The sequence below is a fragment of the Streptomyces sp. NBC_00582 genome, from assembly GCF_036345155.1.
Taxonomy (GTDB): domain Bacteria; phylum Actinomycetota; class Actinomycetes; order Streptomycetales; family Streptomycetaceae; genus Streptomyces.
This window is the reverse complement of sequence record NZ_CP107772.1, coordinates 2,631,609-2,655,222: the sequence shown is the minus strand read 5'-3', so window position 1 is coordinate 2,655,222 and position 23,614 is coordinate 2,631,609. Positions and strand designations below refer to the sequence as shown.

18 protein-coding genes and 3 pseudogenes are annotated in these 23,614 nt (G+C 68.3%); 12 read left to right on the top strand and 9 right to left on the bottom strand.

The window, feature by feature from the left end:
* Nucleotides 1-12: 12 nt before the first annotated feature.
* Nucleotides 13-960 (top strand): annotated as a pseudogene (locus tag OG852_RS11505) (IS701 family transposase); the annotation flags it as partial.
* A gap of 175 nt (nt 961-1,135) precedes the next feature.
* On the opposite strand, the gene OG852_RS11500 reads toward OG852_RS11505, so the two are convergent.
* From OG852_RS11500 to OG852_RS11490, 3 genes are all read right to left on the bottom strand, one after another.
* Nucleotides 1,136-1,486: a hypothetical protein gene (locus tag OG852_RS11500; protein ID WP_208117202.1), complete on the bottom strand. Its 351-nt coding sequence runs from the start codon at nt 1,484-1,486 to the stop codon at nt 1,136-1,138.
* 101 nt (nt 1,487-1,587) lie between these two features.
* On the bottom strand, nt 1,588-3,375 hold the full coding sequence (locus OG852_RS11495) for an ABC transporter ATP-binding protein (protein ID WP_330347889.1): 1,788 nt from the start codon (nt 3,373-3,375) through the stop codon (nt 1,588-1,590).
* 71 nt (nt 3,376-3,446) lie between these two features.
* The gene (locus OG852_RS11490) at nt 3,447-3,587 is read right to left on the bottom strand and encodes a hypothetical protein (RefSeq protein WP_330347888.1); all 141 of its coding nucleotides are present in this window, start codon (nt 3,585-3,587) and stop codon (nt 3,447-3,449) included.
* Between the two features lie 292 nt (nt 3,588-3,879).
* On the opposite strand from OG852_RS11490, the gene OG852_RS11485 reads away from it, so the two are divergent.
* Nucleotides 3,880-5,139, top strand: a complete 1,260-nt coding sequence (locus OG852_RS11485) for a DUF418 domain-containing protein (RefSeq protein WP_330347887.1) — start codon at nt 3,880-3,882, stop codon at nt 5,137-5,139.
* A gap of 488 nt (nt 5,140-5,627) precedes the next feature.
* Nucleotides 5,628-7,130: a multicopper oxidase family protein gene (locus tag OG852_RS11480; protein WP_330347886.1), complete on the top strand. Its 1,503-nt coding sequence runs from the start codon at nt 5,628-5,630 to the stop codon at nt 7,128-7,130.
* Nucleotides 7,131-7,234: 104 nt separating this feature from the next.
* Here OG852_RS11480 and OG852_RS50950 read toward each other — a convergent pair.
* Nucleotides 7,235-7,602, bottom strand: a pseudogene (locus tag OG852_RS50950) (Tn3 family transposase).
* 203 nt (nt 7,603-7,805) lie between these two features.
* Here OG852_RS50950 and OG852_RS11470 point away from each other — a divergent pair.
* From OG852_RS11470 to OG852_RS11455, 4 genes are all read left to right on the top strand, one after another.
* The gene (locus OG852_RS11470; RefSeq protein WP_330347884.1) at nt 7,806-8,921 is read left to right on the top strand and encodes an IS110 family transposase; all 1,116 of its coding nucleotides are present in this window, start codon (nt 7,806-7,808) and stop codon (nt 8,919-8,921) included.
* Nucleotides 8,922-9,500: 579 nt separating this feature from the next.
* Nucleotides 9,501-11,240 carry an AIPR family protein gene (locus OG852_RS11465; protein WP_330347883.1) on the top strand — a complete coding sequence of 580 codons (1,740 nt, stop codon included), beginning with the start codon at nt 9,501-9,503 and terminating at the stop codon, nt 11,238-11,240.
* A 223-nt stretch (nt 11,241-11,463) separates the two neighbouring features.
* The gene (locus OG852_RS11460; protein ID WP_330347882.1) at nt 11,464-12,636 is read left to right on the top strand and encodes a hypothetical protein; all 1,173 of its coding nucleotides are present in this window, start codon (nt 11,464-11,466) and stop codon (nt 12,634-12,636) included.
* Between the two features lie 487 nt (nt 12,637-13,123).
* Entirely contained in the window at nt 13,124-13,648 is a 525-nt protein-coding gene (locus OG852_RS11455) for a peptidylprolyl isomerase (protein ID WP_330347881.1), read from the top strand.
* 730 nt (nt 13,649-14,378) lie between these two features.
* On the opposite strand, the gene OG852_RS11450 is transcribed toward OG852_RS11455, so the two are convergent.
* Nucleotides 14,379-16,082 carry a SpoIIE family protein phosphatase gene (locus OG852_RS11450; protein WP_330347880.1) on the bottom strand — a complete coding sequence of 568 codons (1,704 nt, stop codon included), beginning with the start codon at nt 16,080-16,082 and terminating at the stop codon, nt 14,379-14,381.
* On the opposite strand from OG852_RS11450, the pseudogene OG852_RS50945 reads away from it, so the two are divergent.
* Nucleotides 16,000-16,488, top strand: a pseudogene (locus OG852_RS50945) (hypothetical protein); the annotation flags it as partial. The gene OG852_RS11450 and the pseudogene OG852_RS50945 sit on opposite strands and share 83 nt — an antisense overlap.
* Nucleotides 16,489-16,663: 175 nt before the next feature.
* Here OG852_RS50945 and OG852_RS11445 read toward each other — a convergent pair.
* Nucleotides 16,664-17,716 carry a fatty acid desaturase family protein gene (locus OG852_RS11445; RefSeq protein WP_330347879.1) on the bottom strand — a complete coding sequence of 351 codons (1,053 nt, stop codon included), beginning with the start codon at nt 17,714-17,716 and terminating at the stop codon, nt 16,664-16,666.
* A gap of 255 nt (nt 17,717-17,971) precedes the next feature.
* Here OG852_RS11445 and OG852_RS11440 point away from each other — a divergent pair, with 255 nt between their 5' ends.
* The 4 genes from OG852_RS11440 (at nt 17,972) to OG852_RS11425 (ending at nt 20,979) form a co-directional block, all read left to right on the top strand.
* Nucleotides 17,972-18,949: a magnesium transporter CorA family protein gene (locus OG852_RS11440; RefSeq protein WP_330347878.1), complete on the top strand. Its 978-nt coding sequence runs from the start codon at nt 17,972-17,974 to the stop codon at nt 18,947-18,949.
* A 188-nt stretch (nt 18,950-19,137) separates the two neighbouring features.
* The gene (locus tag OG852_RS11435) at nt 19,138-19,674 is read left to right on the top strand and encodes a DUF5994 family protein (RefSeq protein ID WP_330347877.1); all 537 of its coding nucleotides are present in this window, start codon (nt 19,138-19,140) and stop codon (nt 19,672-19,674) included.
* Between the two features lie 261 nt (nt 19,675-19,935).
* A complete protein-coding gene (locus OG852_RS11430; RefSeq protein WP_031029805.1) occupies nt 19,936-20,208 on the top strand; it encodes a hypothetical protein in 273 nt (90 codons plus the stop codon).
* Between the two features lie 282 nt (nt 20,209-20,490).
* Nucleotides 20,491-20,979 carry a DUF5994 family protein gene (locus OG852_RS11425; protein ID WP_330347876.1) on the top strand — a complete coding sequence of 163 codons (489 nt, stop codon included), beginning with the start codon at nt 20,491-20,493 and terminating at the stop codon, nt 20,977-20,979.
* On the opposite strand, the gene OG852_RS11420 is transcribed toward OG852_RS11425, so the two are convergent.
* The 3 genes from OG852_RS11420 to OG852_RS11410 all read right to left on the bottom strand — a co-directional run bounded on the left by OG852_RS11420 (nt 20,966) and on the right by OG852_RS11410 (nt 23,301).
* Complete coding sequence (locus tag OG852_RS11420; protein ID WP_330347875.1) at nt 20,966-21,868, bottom strand: ATP-binding protein; 903 nt, start codon at nt 21,866-21,868, stop codon at nt 20,966-20,968. The genes OG852_RS11425 and OG852_RS11420 overlap by 14 nt on opposite strands.
* Complete coding sequence (locus OG852_RS11415; protein ID WP_330347874.1) at nt 21,865-22,284, bottom strand: GNAT family N-acetyltransferase; 420 nt, start codon at nt 22,282-22,284, stop codon at nt 21,865-21,867. Before OG852_RS11415 ends, OG852_RS11420 begins: the two co-directional genes overlap by 4 nt.
* 153 nt (nt 22,285-22,437) lie before the next feature.
* The gene (locus tag OG852_RS11410; protein ID WP_330347873.1) at nt 22,438-23,301 is read right to left on the bottom strand and encodes a slipin family protein; all 864 of its coding nucleotides are present in this window, start codon (nt 23,299-23,301) and stop codon (nt 22,438-22,440) included.
* Nucleotides 23,302-23,614: the final 313 nt, after the last annotated feature.

Below are 23,614 nucleotides of genomic sequence, written 5' to 3'. Positions count from 1 at the left end.
GAGAGGGTGCATGGCGTCCCGTCCCCGACCCAACTCCTGAAGAAAGGCACCACCTCCGCCGGCGTCCAAAGGCAGTACTCCGGCACCGCCGGCCGCACCGAGAACTGCCAGATCGGCGTCTTCGCCGCCTACGCCAGCACTGCTGGCCGCGCCCTGGTGGACCGCGAGCTCTACCTGCCCAAGTCCTGGACCGACGACCGCGACCGCTGCCGCGCGGCCAAGGTCCCCGACCAGCGGGAGTTCGCCACCAAGAACACCCTCGCGGCCACGATCGTCAGCAGGGCGCTGGCCTCGCCGCTGCCGGTCGCCTGGGTCGCGGCGGACGCCGCTTACGGACAGGACAACCGCTTCCGCCGGATGCTGGAAACATCCGGCGTCGGCTATGTCCTGGCCGTCCCCAAGTCCCAGTTCTCCCTGGCCGGTCCACGCATCGACAGGGTCTTCGAGCAGGCCCCCGACCAGGCATGGGAACGCCGTTCCTGCGGCGCGGGTGCAAAGGGGCAGCGCGAATACGACTGGGCGGCCCTCCAGTTGAGGCCCGTGGCCGAGTACGACCATCAGGACGGCGTGCTGATCCGTCGGCGGTGGGCGCTGGCACGGCGCAGCCTGAGCCGGCCGGACGAGATCGCCTACTACCTCGCATACGCACCGCTGGATGTCGCAGTGGAGGAACTGGTGCGCGTCGCCGGCGCCCGGTGGGCGATCGAGGAGTGTTTCCAGGCGGCGAAGAACGAGTGCGGCCTGGACGAGTACGAGGTCCGCCGCTATGTCGGCTGGTACCGGCACATCACCCTGGCCATGGTCGCCCACGCCTTCCTCGCGGCGATGAGTGCGCGAGCAGCCGAAAAGGGGGATCCGCCGGTGAGGATGACGTGGTCATCGAGCTCACCGTGGCGGAAGTGCGGCGACTCCTGGCAGCTCACATACCCCGAGACCATCACCCCCTCACCCATGCGTTGAGCTGGTCGCACTGGCGCCGACGGCGCCAAGCGGTGGCCCGCCGCTGCCACTACCGCCGTCGTGGGCACTCTTTCGAGGGGCGTGCGGGCAGAAGCCGTCCGTGACGGCACCCCGCCCGCTACACTCCCACCGCTCGACGTTTCCCCAGGTCAAGCCACGAAGTACTGCTGGAGTACTAGCCAAGACCGGCCCCCCATAGCAGCAGTGCGGTGGGCAACGCCGCCACTACCAGCGGCCATTCGGCGAGCACGGCACGCACCACACCGCGTACGCCGGGATGGCCCTGGGCATCTCGGTGCGCGATCTGGTGGGCATAACCATGGGCCAGGGCCGAGGCGAGGGCGGTGAACAGCACCCACACAGCGTCGTCCATACGCGCCGCCCGAGTCACCTCGCCGAACTGCGTCAGCGCGGCAACGGCCGAACTCGACACCAGGAGCCCGTACACACCGCCGAACAGCGCAGTCGGCTGCGCCAGCCAGCCCCACACAGCACGCCTGCAGCGGATGGCGGACTCGGCATACATAAACGGCCTCATCGGGTCTTGGTTTCCGTAAGTGTCGACGCGCGTGGTCGTCCGGCCGGGAACGCAGCCGTGGGCGGCCGGACAACCCGGCGTGTGAGGGGTCATCGCGCAGGGGCCAGGAGCTGAGTGGCCGCCAGCTGCGCGTACAGCCGGTCCTGGGCCACCAGTTCCTCATGGGTGCCCACGGCCCGAACCCGGCCGGCGTCCATCACGACGATCCGGTCGGCGCCTGTCACCGTCGACAGGCGGTGGGCCACCACCAACACCGTGGTCTCGCGGGCCACCTCCGCGATGACATCCCGCAGCGCCAGCTCGTTGACGGCGTCGAGCTGCGAGGTCGCCTCGTCAAGGAGCAACAGCCGGGGCCGCCGCAGCAGGGCGCGGGCGATGGCGATGCGCTGCCGCTCGCATCCCGACAGCTTCGAGCCACGGTGTCCGAGCTGGGTGTCCAGGCCGTGGGGCAGGCGCTCGACGAGGGTGTCGAGCCCCGTCCGGGCCAGGACGTCGCGGAGGTCGTCGTCCGTCGTGCCGGGCGCGGCGAAGACAAGGTTCTCCCTGAGCGTGCCGGCGAGCACCGGAGCGTCCTGCTCCACATAGCCGATGGCGGACCGCAGCTCGGTCAGGGGCCAGTCCTGTACGTTCTTGCCGTCGACCAGGACCCGGCCGCCGGTGGCCTCGTGGAATCGCTCGATGAGCGCGAAGATGGTCGACTTGCCCGCACCCGAGGGGCCCACGAAGGCCGTCAGCCCGGTGCCCGGTACCTCGAAACTCATCTGCCGGTGGACGTGCGGCAGGCCCGGGCGGTAGCGGAAGGACACGTCCTCGAAGCGGACCGACGCCGGACCCGACACTCCCGCTGCCTGCCTGGGCAGGACACTCATTCGCCGGGATGTCGGCTCTGTCGACAGGCGTTCCACCTGCGCGATCCGGGAGATCGCTGCCGCCCCCTCCTGGTAGTGGGAAATGGCGTCGACCAGCTTGGACACCGGCTCGATCAGGTAGAAGAGGTACAGCAGGAAGGCGATGAGCGTGGACACGTGAATCGCCCCGGACGCCACCCGCGCCCCGCCGACCGCGAGCACCGCGACAAATGCCAACTGGACGGCGAGTTCGTCCGCCGAGCCGGCCACGGACTGCCACTTGGCACTCTTCACTCCGTGCCGCCACGCCCGCCGTGCCGCCGCCTCCACCCGCGCGGTCTCCCGCTCCTCCGCACCTGACGCCTTCACCGTACGGAACGCCCCGAGAGCCCGTTCCAACGCGGTGGAGATCTCACCGACCGCCTTCTGCGCACGCTCGGTGGCATGCGCGATCCTCGGCATCACCAGGGCGGCGGCCCCACCGGTCAGCGCGACCACGCCGAGCGTCACACCCAGCAGCGCGACGTCCAGAAACGCCATCATCACGATCGCCGCCACGAAGGCCACCGCGCCCGTGGCCGCGGAGACGACCGCCTGGGTGCTGACCGCGCGCAGCAGCGTCGTGTCCGAGGTGATGCGGGACATCAGGTCACCCGGCGCGATCCGCTCCCACTCCGCGATCCGCAGCCGCAGCAACCGCCCCACAAGGGTGCGCCGCGCGGCCAGCACCACCGTCTCCGCCGTCCGCTCCAGCACATACGCGCCGAACGCCTCGACCGCAGTGCCCACCACCACCAGAGCGGTGAGCGCGACCAGGATCCCCGTGATGGTCTCACCGGAGGCGAGCCGGTCCACCAGCGCCTTCGTAGCCAGCGGCTGCAGCAGTCCCCCCGCAGTCCCGACCAGGGCGCACAGCAGGCCGAGGGCGACGGCCCACCGGTGCGGGCGGACATATGCGCTCAGCGCTTTGACCGTCTCTCGGCCGGACAGGGATGTTTCATCCGTCGTCGGGGCGGATGCGGTGTTCACGAACTTCCTTTCTTCTGTGTGCCGGCCACTGCATCAGCGCTCCGGCATGCCAGGCATGATCACGTGTCGGCTCAGGGAGTGAATCCGGCTGCCCCGGTGACGAAGGTGTGCACCAGGGCTTCGGGGAGCTCAGGGCGAGCGACGAACAGGACGAAGGCGCCCGCCGCCAGAGCGAGGCCAAGAAGCTCCCGGAAGTCGCCCTTGCGAGGCATGACGTCGCGGCCCCGCGTTTCAGGCGGTGCCGCGGACGAGGTGTCGGTCTCCTTGTATCGCGCACGTTTGTGTCATGCCTCAAGCCTGCAAAGCCCGTTGGCTCACGCCCATCCGGCAACCGTCGGGTACACCCCCGCCGAGTGGCTGACGAAGACCGCCCTCCGGTCGCGCCGGACCCGGTCGCCGGGAGAACACTCCGCCGGTCGGCAGGGCAGTACCCGCCGAACGGCGGGGCCGTTACCGAAGATCGCCGGATGGTCCGCCTCCTGACGTCCGCGCGAGGTTTTCCGCATGACAGAGATGCAGCCGCTGCAGGAGACGTCAGCTCCGCAGGAGAACTCGCCTCCGCAGCACCGGACCTCGCCCGAGTCCGCCGCGCCGGCCTCGTCCGGCCCCTCGACGGGACGCCTCGTCGGGGTGGACCTGGCCCGCGCGCTGGCCGTGTTCGGCATGTACGTCGTGCACATCGGCCCCCCGCTGTCGGCCACACACGGCGCCGCCAGCTGGGTGCGGTACATGGCGGAGGGGCACTCGTCGGTGCTGTTCGCCACCCTCGCCGGGTTCTCACTGATGCTGATCTCCGGCCGCCGGGAACCGAAGACCGGTCTGGCCGGCCGTCAGGCGAAGGCCCGCATCGTCATCCGCGCCGTGGTCCTGCTGGCGCTGGGCACCGCGTTGGCGGCGGTCTACGGGCCGGTGATCATTCTCAACTTCTACGGCCTCTACTTCCTCCTCGCCCTGCCCCTGGTGCGACTGCGCGCCAGGACCCTCGCGATCACCGCGGCCGGCCTCGCCCTGGTCACACCCCAGCTCGCCTTCGCCCTCAACGGGCTGCTGACCGAGCCGGTCCAGCAGAGCATCAACGCCTACGACCCGCTCCACCGGCTCAGCGAGGTCGGCGTGCTCGACCTGCTGTTCACCGGCTTCTACCCGGTGATCACCTGGATGCCGTTCGTGATCGCCGGTATGGCGCTGGGCCGCCTCGACCTGTCCTCCGGCAGGGTCCAGCGGCGCCTGGCCGCGCTCGGAGCCGCCCTCACCGTGGCCGCCTACGGCACGTCCCTGCTGTTGGCCGGCAAGTACGCGCTGGCGAGCCTCGCGGAAGGCGGGCCGTCGTCCGGCGACTCCGGGTCGATGCCCCCCGACAGCGGGTCCCTCGAGCCCCGTTTTCCGGCCTCGTTGCTCCTGACGGGCGGGCCGCACAGCGGCACCACGTTCGACATCATCGGCAGCATCGGAGTCGCGATCCTCGTGATCGTGGGCGCGACGGTGGCGATGGACCGCCTGCCGCGACTGCGCCGCCTCGCGGCACCCGTCATCGCCGTGGGCACCATGTCCCTGACCGCCTACGTCGGCCACTTCGTCGTACAGTCACTGCTGCCCGGGCCCGCGCTCGTGACCGGGCACGTCACCCAGCAGTCCTGGGTGCCGGTGCTCATGTTCATCCTCGGGGCGATCGTGTTCGCCGGAACCTGGTCCCGCTTCTTCCGCCGCGGCCCCCTGGAATACCTCCTCAACGCCGCCACCAAGCCCGCGAGGCACATCCGATGACACCCGGTAGGGGTGGGACACCCCATGTCCCACCCCGGCCTGCACCGCCCATGGACCAGGCAGGTGGCATGGTCCCCCTTCGCGGGGATGTAGCGGGCGCCCCTGGAGTGGCTCTCGGCCCGCAGCGGCTCCTCACCGTCGTCCCCGTGCAGGAACCGGGGGCAGCCCTTCCCGGTCACACTGCCCCCTGCCGGCCCTGATCGGCCTCAGCCGCTTGCCCCGTCCGGCGCCCGATTCGGGGTCTCAATGTTCTTCCCGTTCACGAGGAGCGCATCTGCTCCGCCGCCCAGTGAGGAAAGCCTTTGTCCGCACGCTCGACCGCGCCTCGATCGCGCGTCACCCGCCTCGGAGCAGTCGCTGTCGCGGCTGCTCTCTTGTCCGTCTGCCTCGCAGGCTGCCAGAGCGCAGAGCCGCACTCGCACCCGGCGGCTACCAAAGCGCCAGATCCGGCGTTTGCCGGACTGCCGCCCGCGCCGCCCAAGGGAAAGTTGCTGCGGACGACCAAAGAGCAGGCGGCCGGCATGGCTCCCGGCGCTGCGCTGGTGGAACCGTCCGACCTCAACCCGGCGACCCCGAAGGATCTCAACGTCCAGCTGACGGCGGTTCAGCAAGAGGTGATGATCTCGGGCAAGAAGGTCCTCGCGGAAACCTACAACGGGAGTCTCGTCGGGCCGACCCTCCATGTGGTTCCAGGCCAGCGTGTCACCTTGAAACTGGCCAATCATCTTGGCACGTCCACCAACCTGCATTACCACGGGATGCACCTGTCCCCGGAGGGAAGCGCGGACAACATCGACCTGTCCGTTAAGCCGGGGCAGATTCAGACCTACCACCTCGACATTCCCGCCAACCAGGAACCCGGAACGTACTGGTACCACGACCACGAGATGTGCGACGGGAACGGCCATCCGATGCCGGGGATGACGATGAGCCCCGCACCCGCGAACGTTCGCTGCAATGGAACTGAGAGCCAGATCGGGGCGGGGCTGTCGGGAACCATCATCGTCGGGGACAGCCGCGAAACTCTGCCACCGGCCTACCGCGGGATCACCGCTCACACCTTGGCGCTCAAGGACACCCAGATCAACTCATCCAGCTCGATCGTCTACCCCGACGGGGTCCTCGAGCCCGCATCGCCGACGGTCCGGCTGGTCAACGGCCAATACCAGCCCACGCTGACCATGAAAGCCGGGGAAACCCAGCTGTGGCGCATCGCCAACGAAGGCTACGCCATCACCTACGACCTCCAGCTCGACGGCGGCACCTTCACCGTGGTCAACCAGGACGGGATTCCCGCCGCGGCGCCGGCCCGGGCCAAACACCTTCTGATGCCGCCCGGCAGACGCTTCGACGTCCTGGTGACCGCCGGAGCCACCGGATCGACCTGGCTCAGAACCCTTGCCCACAAGACCGGGCCCGACCCCGACAACGGCGCCGGCGACGAATATCCCGAAACCGCCCTCATGAAGGTCAACGTCCAGAAGGACAGCGGGAATGCGGGGCCGGCCGCCACCGCAGGACGGCCGGGCATGGCCACTTCGCCCCAGATCGCCGGGCCGCTTCCCGGATCCCACCCGGATCTGTCCAAAGAACCCATCGCGCGATCCCGAAGCATCGTCCTGAACGACGACGGCGGCAACAACTTCTGGATCAACGGCAAGCTGTTCGACCACACGAAGCCGACTTTCAAGAAACCGGCCACCCTCGGAACCGTCGAAGAATGGACGCTCACCAACACGAGTGGCCACGATCATCCGTTCCATCTCCATGTCGCGCCGTTCCAAATCCTCAGCGTGAACGGTGTCGCCCAGCCCCGTGCCGACTACATGGACGTGATGAGCGTGCCCCACGCAGTCAAGGGAAAGCCCGGAAAAGTGGTGATCCGGATACGCTTCGCCGACTTCACCGGTAAATGGTTCTTCCACTGCCACATCACCGGACACGAGGACACCGGAATGATGGGCTACCTGAACGTCATCGCTGCTGGATGACCAACCCTCCGGCGCCGGCGGGCGCCGGAGGCTCAGGATGCGAGGACGCCCCGATCCTGGGCAGGGAGGCGTCAGCGTCCTGCGTCGCTGAAGGCACGTCACCGTCAGACGGCCTGGTCGAGGCCGACGGCGGTCGGGTCCTGCTCGCGCAGCGGGGTGAAGTCGACGTCGAGTTTCGGGTCGTATGCGTCGGGCTGGATGCCTAGTTCGTGCGTGGAGTACTCGCCGAACGGGTTGATGTGCTCGGTCAGGTACGGCGAGATGTGGGCCAGGTCCTCCGGGGCGATCTCCCACCCTTCCTCCAGTAGCTGACGGGCGACTCCGCGATGTCCAGGGCATTGTGGAAGATCACCGCGTTCGTGAGCAGGGCGCTGAACTTCATCGCCTTCTCCTGCTCGGTGGGGTCGTTGTCGGCGATGACGCCGCGGTTGTCGAAGCCGATCCACTGGGAGAACCGGTTGAACGACTCCACCTTGGGTGACGGGCCGAGCCCTCAGGGGGAGGCCCCCCAGTCACGGACCCGTCGACTGCTGTTGCGGGATGCTGCCTGCCACCGAGCCACAGGGCGTGTCCCTATAGGGGCCTTGCCGAGTTTCAGGCGCCATCACGGTTCAGACCGCCCCAAGCAGGCCGGTGCCATCACCCAGTACGTCAGCCTGTGGGAGGCACACCATCATGACGACCCGACAGCGCAGCACCTCATCGAGCGCGGATCCGCCCGTTCGGCGCGAGGTCGTCTTGGGCGTGGACACGCACGGCGAGGTGCATGTTGCCGCCGTGATCTCCCCGCTCGGGAAGATCCTCGGAACGGAGTCCTTTCCCGCGACGGTGGCCGGCTACCGACAGTTGCTCATGTGGGCCCGCAAGCGGGGTACGGTGCGCCGGGCCGGTGTGGAGTGCACCGGCACCTTCGGCGCGGGCCTGTCCCGCTACCTGCTGGCCCAGCAGATTCAGGTGTTCGAAGTGAACCGGCCCGACCGCTCGGCCCGCCGACTGCTGGGGAAGTCGGACCCGCTCGACGCTCAGGCCGCCGCGCGGGCCGTGCTCAGCGGTCGTGCCCGGGCCCGGGCCAAATCCGGCGACGGTCCGGTACACAGCGCCCGGATCTACAAACTCGCCAAGGACTCCGCGGTCAAGGCCCGTACCCAGGCGATCAACCAGCTCAAGGCCGTCCTGGTCATCGCCGACCCCGCCCTGCGCGAGCGGTTGTCGAGCTTGGGCAATGCCGAGCTGTTCCGCACCTGCGCGACCCTCAGCCCGCCCGATGGTGGGGGAGACGAGGACGCGGTGGCCCAGGCCACCCACATGACGTTGCGCATGCTCGCCGAACGCATCGAACAGCTCACCGGACAGATCAATGAGCTGAACCAACGCCTGACCCGGCTCGTCGAACGTCACGCCCCACAGCTGCTCGTACCGGTGGGCATCGGTCCGGACAGCGCCGTCACTCTCCTGATCACCATGGGGGACAACCCCGAGCGGCTGAACACCGAGGCGTCCTTTGCTGCCCTTTGCGGAGTCAGCCCCATCGAGTATTCGTCGGGCCGTCGGTGCACGCGCCGGCTCAACTACGGCGGCGACCGGCAGGCCAACGCCGCTCTGCACCGCATCGTCTTCACCCGGCTGCGCCACGATCCGCGCACCCAGGCGTACTACGAACGCCGCACGCAGGAGGGCAAGACCCGACGTGAGATCGTCCGATGCCTCAAGCGATATGCGGCCCGCGAGGTCTTCAACTGGTCAGACCGGTTGCCCGCACCCCTGCGTTATAGGGGCGTCCGTGATACGTGAGAGGGTCTGAGGCGTGAGTGAGACACCGTCGAACACCCTGCAATACCGCTTTGACGGGCCAGAAGAGGCTCCCGTCCTGATCCTGGGTCCCTCCCTGGGCACCACCTGGCACAGGTTGTAGAGACCGTCTATGGGCGTCCACGCCAGTCCAGGGCGGGTGCGTAGTGGCAGGTCAGGGCATCGCAGTTCGGGGGAGTCGGCGTAGTTGGTGACAGACGTGTGACAGCGCCTGTGAGAGAGGCGTTCGAGGGCAAGCCCCAGCAGACGCGGCCGGCGGGGCCTTCCGAGCGGGTGTGCTGCAGCGCCGGCGGTGGCACCGTACCCCCTGGGTTCTGCTCCACCGAGCACTTGACGCGAGGGCGTAGTGATGACAGACGCCTGCGGTAGATGCGGCCCGGAGTCCTTGGCGACCAACAGGTCATAGCCTTCGCTTCTGCAAAGTCGAACGCCTCTGGGAGGTGTCTGAGGCGGTGCTTGCCACCGCCGAGGGGCGTACGGGCTTCTCGTCCGCGGGCTGTTCATGGTCGCGCAAGCCTGCCAACATCTCTTTGTTCCGGTTGCGGAGATTGGGGGTCTCGCGTGGTGTCGGTGCAGAGCAATGATCAGCGGCTGCTGGAGCGCATCTTGGAGGACCAGCATCGTAAGCTCGCGCCGGACAAGAGCCGGGACGACTTCTTCACGTTCTTCGCCGCGGACAAGGCCCTTCAGGACTGGGACCTGGACAACGACGAGATCATGGACGGCATCGTCGACGGTGCACACGACTGCGGAATTGACGGTATCTGGACGTTCGTGGACGAGCGCTACATCACCGCTGACGCGCATCAGTTCCTTCCGTCACGTGCTGGCAAGATCGAACTGGTCGTTCTGCAGGCGAAGAACTCGTCGGGTTACCAGGAGTCTGTGATCGAGAAGCTTCACTTCCATCTGCCGACTCTGCTGGATATGGGCCGGGAGGAGGAGGGTCTGGTCGCGCACACCAACGCCAAACTGCTGGAGCGTACGCGCCGCTTCCTGCACATTCTCGAGGAACTAGCGTCTTCCTTCCCGCAGGTTCACATCAAGGTGATCTACGCGAACAAGTCGGCTGAGACGCCGCACCCGAACGTGAAGGCCAAGGGTGACCGGCTCAGGCGGGAACTTGCGAAGATCACGTCCGATACGCGGGCTGACTTGGAGTACCTCAATGCTGCTGACCTGCGAGAGCGGACTGCCCGGGGAGCGAAAGCCGTCGCGCAGTTGGTGTTCACCGAAACGCCGATGAGCACGTCGCTCGGCGAGGGATACGTATGTCTGGCGCGGCTGGACGAGTACTACCGCTTCATCACGTCCGACAACGAGGCGTTGCGCCTGGAGTTGTTCGAGTCGAACGTGCGCGACTACGCGGGATCCACCGCCGTGAACAACGCCATCGGTGAGACCCTGAGGTCCGGTACCGGCGAGGACTTCTGGTGGTTCAACAACGGTGTCACCGTTGTCGCGGACGCCGCCCAGATCGCCGGCAAGAAGATCGTGGTCAGGGAGCCTCAGATCGTCAACGGGCTACAGACCAGCCATGAGATCTACAGCTACTTCCAGAACGGCGGCCAGCACCGTGACCGGTCCCTCCTGGTGAAGATCGTGGTTGCTCCGGAGAACGGCACGGCTCGCGACCGCATCATCCGGGCGACCAACAGCCAGACCCAGCTGCCCGCCGGAGCGTTGCGCGCCACAGAGTCCATCCAGAAGGACATCGAGGAGAGCCTCGGTCACGCGGGCGGTTACTACTACGAGCGCCGGGCCAGCTACTACCGCAACCTCGGGTTCCCTCTGGACCGGGTCGTCAGCATGGCCCGGCTCGCCCGCGAGTTCACCGCCTTTGTGCTGCGCGAACCGCACACCGCGCTGCGGCACTCCGACGCGCTGCTGCTCGACGACCAGCATTATGCGCAGATCTTCTCGCCGCGGCACGATCTGGACATCTACCGGCTGTGCCTCGACGTGCACACCAGGCTGCGCGCGTTTCTCACTCGGTACGCCGAAGACCGTCCCTTGCTGGGGGATTCGCTCGAGAACTGGCTCTACCCGCTGGCGGCCATTTCCGCCTACACCCTCACACGGCTACGGCAGCCGTCGCCGCGGGACCTTCTCAACATCGACCTCGACCATCTCAGCGACGACTTGATGTTCCGCATGACAGGAACTCTGGAACAGAGCTTCAAGAGCGTCCTGCGCCGCAACAAGGCCGGCGGAGTTGACCGGATCGCCCGCACCACCGACTTCACCACCAAGATCCGCCAAGCCGTCGTGTCCCAGAGCCGCTATCACATCGAGGGCTGAGCGTTCTGGCGATCTCCCTCCGGCTGGTCTTGTCCGAGCCTCGCGCGTCTCGCGCCTGTGCCCCCGTTTGAGGCTGGACCGGCCGGTGCGCTTCCTCGGGTCGGCCACTTCAGCAGGGGACCGGAAGGGGTAAGAACGGTTGACTCGGTTGAGCGCTGCGGTCGTCGGGACGCAGTGGAAATGGAATGAGAATGGCTCGCGGAGCGACATACGATCGTCTGTCATGGGTGTTTACGCGAGCCGGAATCGGACGGATGCGGCGCCGAAGCGGGCGGCCGAGCCTCAGGCCGAGTTCTTCGAGAGGGTCGCCGGTCCGTTCTGGGACCAGGTTCGGGATGTGATCAACGGATGGTGGTCGCGCTTCCCGGACAGGGCTCAGCCCGGCCTGCTCAGCCGGCTGCGGGACCGAAACTCCGACACGAACGTCTACTCTGCGCTGTGGGAGTTGTACCTGCACGAGATGTTGCGCGGTTCCGGTTGCAGCGTGGAGGTTGAGCAGCAGACGGGAACAGGTGGCTACAACCCCGACTTTCTGGTTACTCGCGGCAACGAGCAGTTCGTCGTCGAGGCGATCTGGAAGGCCCAGAAGCGCGACGCTGGGTCTTACTCGCTCCCACCGCAGTTGAGCGATGCTATCGATCGCTTGCCGAGTCCGAACTTCTTCGTATCGTGCGAACTGCACAGTGCCGGTACGGCAACGCCGCCGCAGAGACGGTTGAAGTCCGGGCTGATGCGATGGCTTGCAAGCTTGGACCCCGACCAGGTCATCGCCGACCATGAGCGCAAGGTGCCGCTTCCCAGTCATACTTGGCAAGAGGCTGGCTGGTGCCTCACCTTTCAAGCGATCCCCCGCAGCCCAGGCAAACGTGGCAATCCATCCAGCAGGACAATCGGCGTCTACCCCTCGGCATGGGCGGTCGAGGACGGATCGGAGCGAGTGCTCGACGCCGTCACACACAAGGGTGGGAAGTATGGTGACCTGGAGCTGCCATTCATCGTGGCGCTAGGCCATGCAGCCGACTTCCCCCAAGATCAGGACATCGAAAGAGCGCTGTACGGGAGTACGGTTGAGTACGCCTACGACAGCGGATCGACCTTCAGTCGAAAGCCCGATGGCTACTGGACTGCCACCTACGACCATGCTCACAGCCGTGTGAGCGGCGTACTCGTCGTGAACAACCCAGCACCCTGGACCTGGACGAAAAACACTCCCGTTCTCTGGCAAAGCCCGGATCCCGCCTCGCTTCCTGCCCCCATCTTCCCTACTTGGGCAACCGCGCAACTGGCTGGGATCCAGGTCGAGCGCCAGCCCGCGATTCGCTCCGTCCACACCGCTCTCGGTCTGCCGGAACACTGGCCGACCGGCGACGCCTTCCCCCGGAGTGACCCGAGATGACGGCAGCGGCACCCCGGTGAGATCACTTCATGTGCACGGCAGCGTTCGGTGGGGGCTTCTGTGGACTGGGGAGGCCGCTCGACCGGGTTCGGGGAGCATCCGCCGTACACCGGGCCGACGTCCTGATCGGCCAGCCGACGCTGTGCCGCACCCGAACGAAGTGGCCTGCGGCCGCGGGCCGAAGGCTGGGAGGCGGATGTGGCTTGCGGACGGGTTCTCGCCCGCCGGGCCGCGCTTTAGGCTGCGACCGCTCCGAAATCTGGCGATCTTCTGGAGGGTGTGCGGGATGAACCGAGTTCTCATAACCGCGCTGGCGGCAGCAGCGTTGGTCGTGTCCGGGGGGAGCACCACCGCCTCCGCTCACGATGCCCCGCCGCGAACCACGCACGGTCCCTGCCAGTACACCCAGACACCGAACGAGCCGGCGGCGCGGCCGGTTCCCCTGCCGCCCGACCCGCGGCACACCCCCAGTCACGGCACGGTCGACATGGCTGTTCGGACGAGCCAGGGCCCGCTCCCGCTGCGTCTGGACCGGGCGAAGGCGCCGTGCACGGTCCAGAGCTTCATGCACCTGGCACGCCACCGGTTCTACGATCGTACGGTGTGCCATCGGCTGACGGCGTATCCGACGCTGAAGGTCCTGCAGTGTGGCGACCCGACCGGCACCGGCGAGGGTGGGCCGGGGTACGCGTACAAGGACGAGCTGCCGGTGGACCTACCGCCGGCACCGAGCGATCCGACCGGCACCCGTCGCCTTTACGGGCGCGGTCTGTTGGCGATGGCCAACGCCGGGCCGAACACGAATGGTTCGCAGTTCTTCGTCGTCTACGGCGACTCCGCGCTGCGACCGAACTACACGGTGTTCGGCACGGTCGGTGCCGCCGGCTTGAAGACGCTCGACAAGATCGCTGCTGGCGGAATCGAGCCAACTACGCAGGACCCGGCGCCTGTCGACGGCACGCCCGTACTGAGGACCGAACTGCTCAGCGTCCGGCCGTCCTGCCGGCCCTGATGAACTGCGCTGCGGACACCATGGGCACAGCTACGCGCCTGGTCTCACCGTGCTGTGAAGGTGCCCCTGCCGATGTTCGCCCAGTGGGGTCGCCGATGCTGTCGTAGAAGGTGACGGACGACGGTTTCACGTCACGCACGTCCGCAAAATCGTCGACGTCATCCGGGACCGCTCCCGGGAACCTGGTCAGGACGGCATCAACCGATCCCCCGTTACAGGGGCGTCTGTGATAGCGGTGTTCGACGAGAAGCCGGACCGGTGCGGTCCGACGGGGCTTCTCAAATAGGTGCGTGCAACGCCGTCGAGGGCATCGTTGCGCCCGGCTTCTCCCCTCCTGAGCACCCGAAGCAAGGAGGGGGCGACGCCGCCGCTCTGACGGCCGAGGCACAGTCTGTCACCCCGGGACTCTCCGCGCCCAACCGAGAGGCATCCCTCGCTCCTGCAAATCCCACCGCCTTTGAGGAGTGTCTACGGTACGGCATGTCTCTCCGATGCCGGGCGGATCGCAACCGATCCACGCGACCGACCCGGCGTCGGTGAACTCGGTGCGTGGTCGTGCGGCCGACATACTGGAAGCGGTCGCGTCCACGGCACACCAGATCCCTTCCACCAAGAAGGGCAGGCGTGCGGGTCTCACGCGGACCCGTCTCCTCGTCATCGACCAGGGGGTAACGCTCCGCGACCGCTCCTCAAAATAAATGTCCACGCCTGCAGTTGCACACGTCATGGTTCAGGACGGCATCCGCAGGGCGAGCAGGGCCACGTCGTCGGTGTTGCCGGGCGGCATGCGGTCGAGTAGCTGATCGCACAGGGTGTCGAGCGGTTCGTGGGAGAAAGCGAGGGCGTGGTGGCGCAGTCGGGTGAGGCCGGTGTCGAGGTCGCTGCCGGGGATTTCGATCAGGCCGTCGGTGTAGAGCAGCAGGGTGGAACCCGGCGGCAGCGACTGCGCGGCGTTCGGTCGGCTGCCGACGGTGCTCGAACCGGCGCCGAGGAGGAGCCCCTGCCCGGCTTCGAGGTACTGCGCCTGTCCGTCCTGGGTCAGCAGGAGGGGCGGCGGATGCCCGGCGCTGGTCCACCGCAGCGTCCATGGGCCGGTGTGCGGGCTGCCTTCGAGCAGGGCGAGGACGAGGGTGGCCGTGGGGACGGTGGTGATGGCGGGCAGGGCGTCGTCGAGGCGGTCCACGACAGCACCGGGTGGGCCGGGGCGGTCCCAGGCCAGTGACCGCAAGATGCCGTGCAGTTGTGCCATGCCGGCTGCGGCGGTGAGATCGTGACCCACGACGTCGCCGATGACCAGCGCGAGCGTGCCGTCCTTCAGCTCGAAGGCGTCGTACCAGTCGCCACCGACCTGGGAGCCGGCCGGGGCGGGCTGGTAGCGGGCGGCCAGTTGTAGGCGGCCGAGCCGGGGCAGCGGGGCGAGCAGGTTGCGTTGCATGGCCTCGGCGACGGCACGCTGGCGGCCGAACCGGCGGGCGTTGTCGATGACCAGGCCGACCCGGCGGCCGATGTCGCCCACCACTTTCAGGTCGTCGGTGTCGAAGGGGGACTCCGGGGCGGTGCGCACCAGAGTCAGGGCGCCGGTGACCTGACGGGCGGAGCCCAGCGGCACGGTGATGGCGGACGTCGCGCCCACCGTCCGCAGGAAGCCGCTGTGGACGGCGGCCAGGGCAGAGCCGGCCGGAGCGGCGACGTCAGCTTCGCGCTGCAGGACGGGATCACCGCCGTTCAGCACCTGGACCAGCGGAGAGCGGGCTCCCACCTCCGCCTGGGGCAGGCACTCGTGCCAGTCCTCCTGCGCGGCGTCGCGGCCCCCGGGACCCGTCACCGCCACACGGTGGACCTGTCCGGTACCGACCCGCAGGTCCACCGCCGCCCAGTCGGCCAGGCGGGGAACCAGCAGGCGGCCCAGCCGGGCGAGGGCCTCGTCGATCTCGAGTGTCTGACCCAGCACGTCGGTGATCTCCGCCACCAGCATCAGCCGCTCGGTGCGGTCCTCCAGAGCCCGCGTGTAGGCCGCACGCTCCCGACGCGTGCTGCGGTCGCCGGCGGCGTCGGTCAACAGCACGGCCATGCCCTGGAAGGCGCTGTCGTCCGTCAGGGGGGAAGCGGACCAGGAGATCGCGGTCAGACGGCCGTCACCGCGCAGACAGATCTCACCCTCCGCCCGTGCCTCGGCTCTCTCGGCCAGGGACCGCAGTAGCGGGCACTGCTCCCGGGGGACGGGGCGGCCGGCCGCGTCCCGGTGCAGCAGGTCGTGTGCGTCCTCACCCCGCATGGCGGCAGCGGCACGGCCCAGCAGGCGCTCGGCGGCCGGGTTGGCCGCGAGAATCCGTCCGGTGGAGTCCACCACGATGAGAGCTGTGCCCAGCCGTCGGACGACCTGCCGCCAGAAATCCGGCTCGGCCGCCGACCGGCACCGCCCCTCATCTCCCATGTCCTCCACGATGCCGCCTTTCCAGTCATGCAAACCCTCGCCGGAAACCGCGGACGCCTTGACAGGCCGACACACCAGCGGATCGACGACTGCGGAGTTGACAACGATCGGTACGACCTGCATCAACGCTATGCCTGAACGGCAGGGAACGGGCTCGTCTCGACCGGTCCAAGTCGTACTGCCCAGGAGTACGCCGGAGTTACCGAGGATCCTTCGAACACCGGTCGAACGTCGGCCTCATGTCTGTGTCGTTCTCGGTGATCCGATACGCCGGGCCGGTCCGGTCGGCCTGAGGCAGGGTTCGCGTCATGACTGCGACCATCTCCCGCCCGGCTTCACCCGAAGGCGGCTCGCCCCCGTCTCTCGCCTCACGCTCGCTCCCACCGGTTCCGCAACGGCCCTGCTGGACGGCGCCTGGTGGCCGCGGTCGCGCGACCGCGTTAGCGGCCACCTCAAGGGGAGCCGTGAGGCGGCGCAGCCCCGCCGGGGCCGACGGGGCTGTTCCGGCAGTTGCGTTTCACCGGATCACTGCAGCCGGGCACCGGGACAGGGCTCTGGAGTACGCCGCTGGCGCCGGTGCGTCATGCTGGGGCGCTGCCGATACGGGCTCGCCGCAGTGGGGCTCCTGCTCGGTGGAGACTGGCGAGTGCTTGCCGGTAGGAGGCGATCAGTCCGGTTTCCAGATAGTCGACTCCGAGGTCCTGGCAGTAGCGGCGGACGAGGGGCCGGGCCCTGCGCAGGTGCGGGCTGGGCATGCTGGGGAACAGGTGGTGTTCGATCTGGTGGTTCAGGCCGCCCAGGGCGAGGTCGGTGAACCAGCTGCCGCGTACGTTGCGTGCGGTGAGGACCTGGCGGCGCAGGAAGTCGGGGCGGTCGTTGCCGGTCAGGATCGGCATGCCCTTGTGGTTGGGGGCGAACAGACAACCGAGGTACAGGCCGAACAGGCACTGGTGGACGGCCAGGAACGCGATCGCCATGCCGGGCGGGAGAATGAGGAACACTGCGGTCAGGTAGGCGGCGATGTGGCCGTAGAGCAGCGTGCCGTCCAGGGCGCGGTTCTTCAGGGCGCGGTTGCCCAGTGCCCGCGCGCTGGAGACATGAAGGTTGACCCCTTCGAGCAGGAGCAGGGGAAAGAAGAGGAACGCCTGCCAGCGGCCGAGGAGCCTCGGCAGTCCGGTCGCGGCGCGGGCCTGGTCCTGGGACCACACGAGCAGGTCGGGGGCGATGTCGGGGTCGAGGTCCTCGTGGTTGGGGTTGGCGTGGTGGCGGGTGTGTTTGTCCTGCCACCATCCGTAGCCCATCCCGATCGCGGCCCCTGCGATGCGGCCTGCCGTCTCGCTGGGCCGGCGCCGGCGGAAGACCTGGCCGTGCGCGACGTCGTGGGCGAGCAGAGCCACCTGGCCGAACATCATGGCGAGGAACGCGGCGAGCGCCAGGGTCCACCAGCCGGCGCCGATGACGACGAACGCGCTCCAGCCCCCGGCGTAGGCGACGGCCACGGCGATGGACCGGACGGTGTAGTAGCCGGGGCGCCGGTTCATCAGGCCGGCCTCGGCGATCTTCTTGGACAGGCGGGCGAAATCACTGCCGCCTGCGGGGGGAGGCGGGCGACGGGGAGGGGTGTGCGCGGTCATGCCGTCGGCGTGTCCTTCCTGGCTGACGGGCCGCATCCGGTCGGGCGGTGCACGCCGGATGCGATGCCGTAGCCGGGTACCCGCATTCCTGCCTTCGGACCGGCACCCTGGTGCTCGTCGGCCGGAGCCTGCGGATGTCGCCGGGCTTTGACGTCGTGAGATCCTCCCCGGAGGGCGGCCGCTGTCGATGAACCTGCCGCGCTGGCAATCGGGGTGAAGCGGCATGGAAGGGATATAAGACACTAGCCTCGGGCCATGGTGACGCGTACCCGGCTGTATCACGACGGCACTCTGGTCCTGGAGGACTTTCCCGTCGGTGACGTCCCTGCGCATCTCGCTGATCCGGCGTCGGTCCTGTGGCTGGACCTGCACCGGCCCGGAGCCGCTGAACTCACCATGCTCGGTCAGGAGTTCGGCATCCACGAACTGGCTCTGGAGGATGCCGCCCAGCGTGGACAGCGGCCGAAACTCGACCGCTATCGCACCCACGAGTTCCTCAGCGCCTATGCCGTGACCGTCAGCCCGGACGGTGCGCAGCTGACGTACAGCGAGATCGCCGTATTCCTCACCAGTCAGGCCATGATCACCGTCCGCAAGGACGACGGCCTCGACATCGAGGACGTCGTCGCCCGCTGGGACGAGAGCCCGGACCTGGCCGGCCACGGCGTCGGATTCCTGCTGCACGGCCTGCTCGACCATCTCGTGGACGGACACTTCGCCGGCGTCCGGCAACTGGACGACAGCATCGAGGAGCTGGAGGGCCTGCTCTTCGCGGCCGGGCGCCGCGAGATCGAAGCCGTGCAGCGCCGGGTCTTCGCACTGCGTAAGTCGCTCGTCCAGCTGCGCCGCGTCGTGCTTCCGATGCGCGAGGTGGTCAACGGGCTCATGCGCCCCGGCCTGCACCTGATCACCGACCCTCTCGTCCCGTACTACCAGGACGTCTACGACCACGTGCTGCGCGCTACCGAGTGGACGGAATCACTGCGGGACCTGGTGGCCTCGGTCATGGAGACGAACCTCTCGGTCCAGGCCAACAGCATGAACCTGATCATGAAGAAGGTGACGAGCTGGGCCGCGATCATCGCCGTTCCCACCGCGATCACCGGCTACTACGGCCAGAATCTCCCCTATCCCGGTTTCGGCCGCGAGTCGGGATTCATCACCTCCGCCGCCGTCATCGTGCTCCTGTCCGCATTGCTGTATCTGACGTTCAAGCGCAAGGACTGGCTCTGACCGGCATCGGCACCGGCGACCAGGTCCCGAAGGCAGGAAACTACCTGGTCACCCGCGCTTTTCGGGCCGGTGAGCGGAGTAGTGTGAAGACACCGGGAGTTTTTCGCGCACCGGCTCCGCTGCGGGTGCCGTTTCCGGTGATCGACAGCGCCGGGCCGCACCCACGAGCCCGGGGACAGGTCCGCGCCATGGCCGTGACCATTGACCGTACGACATCGAGCAGGCGCACGCCGCCGCCGGCGGCCCGGCTGTCCCTGAGACCCGCGCCGGGCGGGCTGGACGGCATGTGGTGGCCTCGCTCCCGTGCCCTCACCCGTGAGCTGCCCACCCTGACGGCCGCACTGGGCGATCTCTGGGGTCGTATCACGGGTGTCACCGTGCACCCGGCCTACTGGCCCGTCCTGCCGCACTGGGTGTCCGACGCCGGGCGCACCGTGCAGGTGGACTGGTCCACCGAGGATCAGGATCCGCACAGACTCACTCTCTTCTCCGCTGGCGGCCGCCGGGACGTGCTGGTGATTCCGCCGGAAACCGGTGCGGAAGCCGCCGCGCAGCTGATGGCCGGCGACGGCATCGATGCCCCGGCCCGGCAGCAAGCAGCTGACAGGATCGATGCCCGAAGCAGGGAAGAAGCCTGGGAGACCGACGGCGGGGCAGGTCGGCCGTCGTCCCTGCCCCGGACCATCGGCTCGGCGGGGCCTTCGCCCGGCGGTCGGCGGAGGTGAGATCCGATGCTTGTCATCGCCGTGGCCGTGCTGCTCGTCCTGATCGCCGTCGGAGTCGTTCTGATCCACCAGCTCAACGGTCAGCACGACGAACGGATCGCTGCCTTCCACTACAGCGATGTTCTGCCGGGGATCGGGCGTCGGCCCCGGAGGCACCGTCGGTCGACGGTAGACGCGAGCGTTCCGACGCGCCCCACCGCGACGGCGGCCGCGGATGACATCGACTTCGGCCCGACCGTGGGCAGCAGAGGAAGGCGCGTCATGGCGATATTGCGAGACCGGAAGACGTACCGCGAGAGGATCATGCAGGCTCTATACCAAGCCGCCGAGGGCAATCGCCTCCTGGGCGTCGATGGGGCGAAGCTCCGCACCGACCTCGGCATCCCTGAGCAGGACATGGCCGCTGCCTGCATGTACCTGGCGGGCGAAGGCTGGGTCGTCGTGGACTGGGGGAGGGGCAACACGCCCGCGATGATCACGCTGACGCACCAGGGGATCCGGCAGATGGAGACGGAAGAGGAAGGGCGTGGCTGAGCCGCCGTGTCGGCTTCTCGGACCGAAGCGAACCTCCACAAGGCTTGTTCATGTCGGATTAATCCCTTTGGCGCAACGTGGAAAGCGGGTCGGCGCACGCTCACGTGCAATGACCCGGAAGGGCGGCTCCGGCGGGTATACGCCGGAGCCGTTGCCTGTTTCCGTAAACGTGCCGTGCGGTGAGGTGCTCGCGCGAGCGTCGTGCGGAGTACGGTGAGCGAGCAGGGTCGTACGCGGTCGCATGCTCTGCGGTCGCACTGGCCTTTACGACGGGCGGGCATCATGGCCGACTCGGACACGTCCGATCATCTCCCCCGGCTTCTGCCGGACGCCGTTCACCGGTCCGTGAGACCGGGGACGGCCCTGCTGCGGCTGGAGACGACGCACGCGCGCGAGGGAATCCTGGACGGCGCATGGTGGCCGCGGTCCCGGGACATAGCTGCCGAGCTCCCCTCGCTGATCTCCGCGTTGACCGAGCATCTCGGGCCCATCACCCGTGTCGGTCTGGACGGCAGCGCCTGGGACGGATTGCCGACCCGGGTGATGGTCGACGGCCGAGTCGTCCACATCGACTCCTTCCCGGTCGGTGACGACACCGTCCTCGTCACCCGGGGCGACCGGGACCACTTCTCCTTGATGCTGGTCCCTCCGGACACGTCGCCCGACGCGGCACGCGCCGCGATGGCCAGGGCCGTACGGGCCGACAGCGTCACCGAGGCCAGGCAGATCCTCATCGAAACGGGCAGCGACACGCCGCCTACGCCGGCCTGACACGTCCGTCGCGGATCGACTCCCCGTCGGCCTGGACGCTAGATGCGAGCGAACTTCTCGGTCTGCTGGGCGAATTCCTGAGCCATGGCGGCGCTGACCGTGGGCTTGGTGTCGCGGATCGTGTCCAGATAGTCGTCGGTGGTGGGGGTGGTCCGGGTTCCGGTGTCGAAGGTGCGCTCGAACTGGCCTGGGAGACGGTTCGCGCCGCGTGGGCGATGTCGGCGGGGGTGAACCCCTCGCTGGCGGCCGCGAGTGCCGCGCTGTCGGCCTGCGCCCCCGCTCGGGCCAGGTAGCTCTCCCACAGTGCGGTCCTGGCGGTGTGGTCGGGAGGGCCGATCGGCAGCACGTAGTCGAAGCGGCCGTGCCGCAGGAACGCGGAGTCGAGCGTGGTCACGTTGTTCGTGGCACAGACGAGCAGCCGCCCGTCCTGGCTACGGAACCGGACGATCGCCTTGAGCAGTTCGTTGACGACGCCCACAGCGGTCGCGTCCGCGCCGCCGCGTTGGCCGGCGATCTCCTCGACCTCGTCGATGAAGACGAGGACGTGGTCGAGCCGGGCGATCTCGTCGAAGCGCCGGTTCAGCCCGGTCGCCAGGCCGTACTCGGCGGCCAGACGGGCGGGGAACAGTTCGAGGAAGGGCCATCCCAGGCGGCTGGCGATCGCGTGCGCGAACGTGCTCTTGCCGGTCCCGGGCGGGCCGAACAGCATCACCGCCCGTGGCAGTTCCACTCCGTGCTGGGCGGCCAGTTCGGGATGGGCCAGTGGCAGGACCAGGCGTCGCTCGATGAGCCGCTTCTCCCGTTGCATGCCCGCGACCTTCTGCCACAGTCCCCCCGGTGGCAGCTCCGCGCCGAGCGAGGACAGTGTGCCGGCCGACTGCGGGGTCACCGGCCCGCGCTTTTCGAAGAAGACCAGCCCGGGGCGGGCGCCGAAGTCGCAGTTGCGCAGGCGGTGGCACCGGTCTCGCCCTCGGGCAGGGCGGCGTGCACCGCTCGGACGCCGGCGGCGAAGAGCCGTTGCTCAAGGGCGGTGACCAGGGCACTGCCGAGCCCGCGTTGCCGCCAGCCGGGCGCCATGCAGATGCGCAGGATCCATGCCCGTTCGCCCTCCACCCTGCTCACCGCGGCGCCGATCAGCACGTCGTCGGCCGTGGCCACCACAGCCGGGTGGCGGGCCTGGAGAGCCGTCACGGCGTCCGAGAGAGGGAAGAGCGGCGGCACCTCGGTCGTGCCGCTTTCCAAGTCGACGCGGATCAGCGCTTCGAGATCGTCCTGGGTGTAGTCCCTGACCCGCCAACCCGTCATGATCAGCTCCGCGTGTTCGGCCGTAGTCCCATCATCAGCCGATACCCGGAGGACGCGCGCGACTGGCGTCGGCCGCGAGTCCGCTCTGGTGGCACGGATCGCTCGGCCGCACCACCACCGCGGTACGCGGTGTTGGTGCGGGCCGGAGTCGGGTCATGCTGTGGTGCCGGGCGCGGTGCCGGCCGGACTGAGAGGCTTGTCGGTGCGGCCGTTGCCGGCCAGTGGTGCTGCCGCGGCGGGTGCGGCGGCAGCGGTTTCCCGGGCGAGGAAGGAGCCGAGCTCGCCGATCGTGCTCATGAGGGGGGCCGGGAAGACGACGGTGGTGTTCTGGTCGACACCGATCTCCACCAGGCTCTGGAGATTGCGCAGTTGGAGCGCCAGGGGGTGGGCCATCATGGTGTCCGAGGCGTCGCCGAGCGCGGCTGCGGCCAGGGACTCGCCCTCCGCGTTGATGATCTTCGCTCGCTTCTCCCGCTCGGCCTCGGCCTGGCGGGCCATGGCGCGCTTCATGGTGTCGGGCAGTTGGATGTCCTTGAGCTCGACCAGGGTGACCTGCACACCCCAGTCGACGGTGGTGACGTCGAGGATCTGGCGGATGTCCAGGTTGATACGGTCCGTCTCCGACAGCGTCTCGTCGAGTGTGTGCCGGCCGACGACCTTCCGCAGGGTGGTCTGGGCGATCTGGTTGATCGCCGCGTTGACGTTCTCGACGGCGACGACCGACTTCACGGCGTCGACGACGCGGAAGTAGGCGACCGCCGACACGTCGACGCTCACGTTGTCCCGGGTGATGATGCCCTGGGACTGGATCGGCATGGTGACGACCCGCAGCGACACCCGGTGCAGGGTGTCGACGAACGGGATGATGAACCGCAGTCCTGGGGAGCGTGTTCCGACGAGTCGGCCGAAGCGGAACAGCACTCCCCTCTCGTACTGCTTGACGACCTTCACGGACAGGGCGAGAGCCAGGACGGCCAGGAGGCCGATCACGACGATGAGAACGATCACGACTTGCATGTGCTGCTCCTCGGGACGAGGACCACCTGGGGCGGGGACCCGCGGGTCGAGACCTCTGCATGGGCCTGCGTCGGTTCGTGAGACAGCGCCGAAACCCGTCGGTACGAACCGCGCCGACGGCCGGCGACCTGGACGGTGCTGGTCGCAGGGGGTTGTGCCGTATCGGTGCTGCGGCGCGGGCCGCCGGGCAGCGCGCGACTGTACCGGTGCGCGGCGATCCTTTCCGCGTGCTCGAAGTCGAGCCGGTGGATCACGGACGCCGCCGTTGCGATGAGGACCAGGAAGACGCTGGTCGTCAAAAAGGTGCTCATGT

Excerpts from the sequence above, each read along its gene's own strand:
- OG852_RS11500 (WP_208117202.1), bottom strand. The coding sequence starts at position 1,486 with ATGTATGCCGAGTCCGCCATCCGCTGCAGGCGTGCTGTGTGGGGCTGG.
- OG852_RS11490 (WP_330347888.1), bottom strand. The coding sequence starts at position 3,587 with ATGCCTCGCAAGGGCGACTTCCGGGAGCTTCTTGGCCTCGCTCTGGCG.
- OG852_RS11485 (WP_330347887.1), top strand. The coding sequence starts at position 3,880 with ATGACAGAGATGCAGCCGCTGCAGGAGACGTCAGCTCCGCAGGAGAAC.
- OG852_RS11470 (WP_330347884.1), top strand. The coding sequence starts at position 7,806 with ATGACGACCCGACAGCGCAGCACCTCATCGAGCGCGGATCCGCCCGTT.
- OG852_RS11460 (WP_330347882.1), top strand. The coding sequence starts at position 11,464 with ATGGGTGTTTACGCGAGCCGGAATCGGACGGATGCGGCGCCGAAGCGG.
- OG852_RS11455 (WP_330347881.1), top strand. The coding sequence starts at position 13,124 with ATGGCTGTTCGGACGAGCCAGGGCCCGCTCCCGCTGCGTCTGGACCGG.
- OG852_RS11450 (WP_330347880.1), bottom strand. The coding sequence starts at position 16,082 with ATGGGAGATGAGGGGCGGTGCCGGTCGGCGGCCGAGCCGGATTTCTGG.
- OG852_RS11445 (WP_330347879.1), bottom strand. The coding sequence starts at position 17,716 with ATGACCGCGCACACCCCTCCCCGTCGCCCGCCTCCCCCCGCAGGCGGC.
- OG852_RS11440 (WP_330347878.1), top strand. The coding sequence starts at position 17,972 with ATGGTGACGCGTACCCGGCTGTATCACGACGGCACTCTGGTCCTGGAG.
- OG852_RS11435 (WP_330347877.1), top strand. The coding sequence starts at position 19,138 with ATGGCCGTGACCATTGACCGTACGACATCGAGCAGGCGCACGCCGCCG.
- OG852_RS11430 (WP_031029805.1), top strand. The coding sequence starts at position 19,936 with ATGGCGATATTGCGAGACCGGAAGACGTACCGCGAGAGGATCATGCAG.
- OG852_RS11425 (WP_330347876.1), top strand. The coding sequence starts at position 20,491 with ATGGCCGACTCGGACACGTCCGATCATCTCCCCCGGCTTCTGCCGGAC.
- OG852_RS11415 (WP_330347874.1), bottom strand. The coding sequence starts at position 22,284 with ATGACGGGTTGGCGGGTCAGGGACTACACCCAGGACGATCTCGAAGCG.
- OG852_RS11410 (WP_330347873.1), bottom strand. The coding sequence starts at position 23,301 with ATGCAAGTCGTGATCGTTCTCATCGTCGTGATCGGCCTCCTGGCCGTC.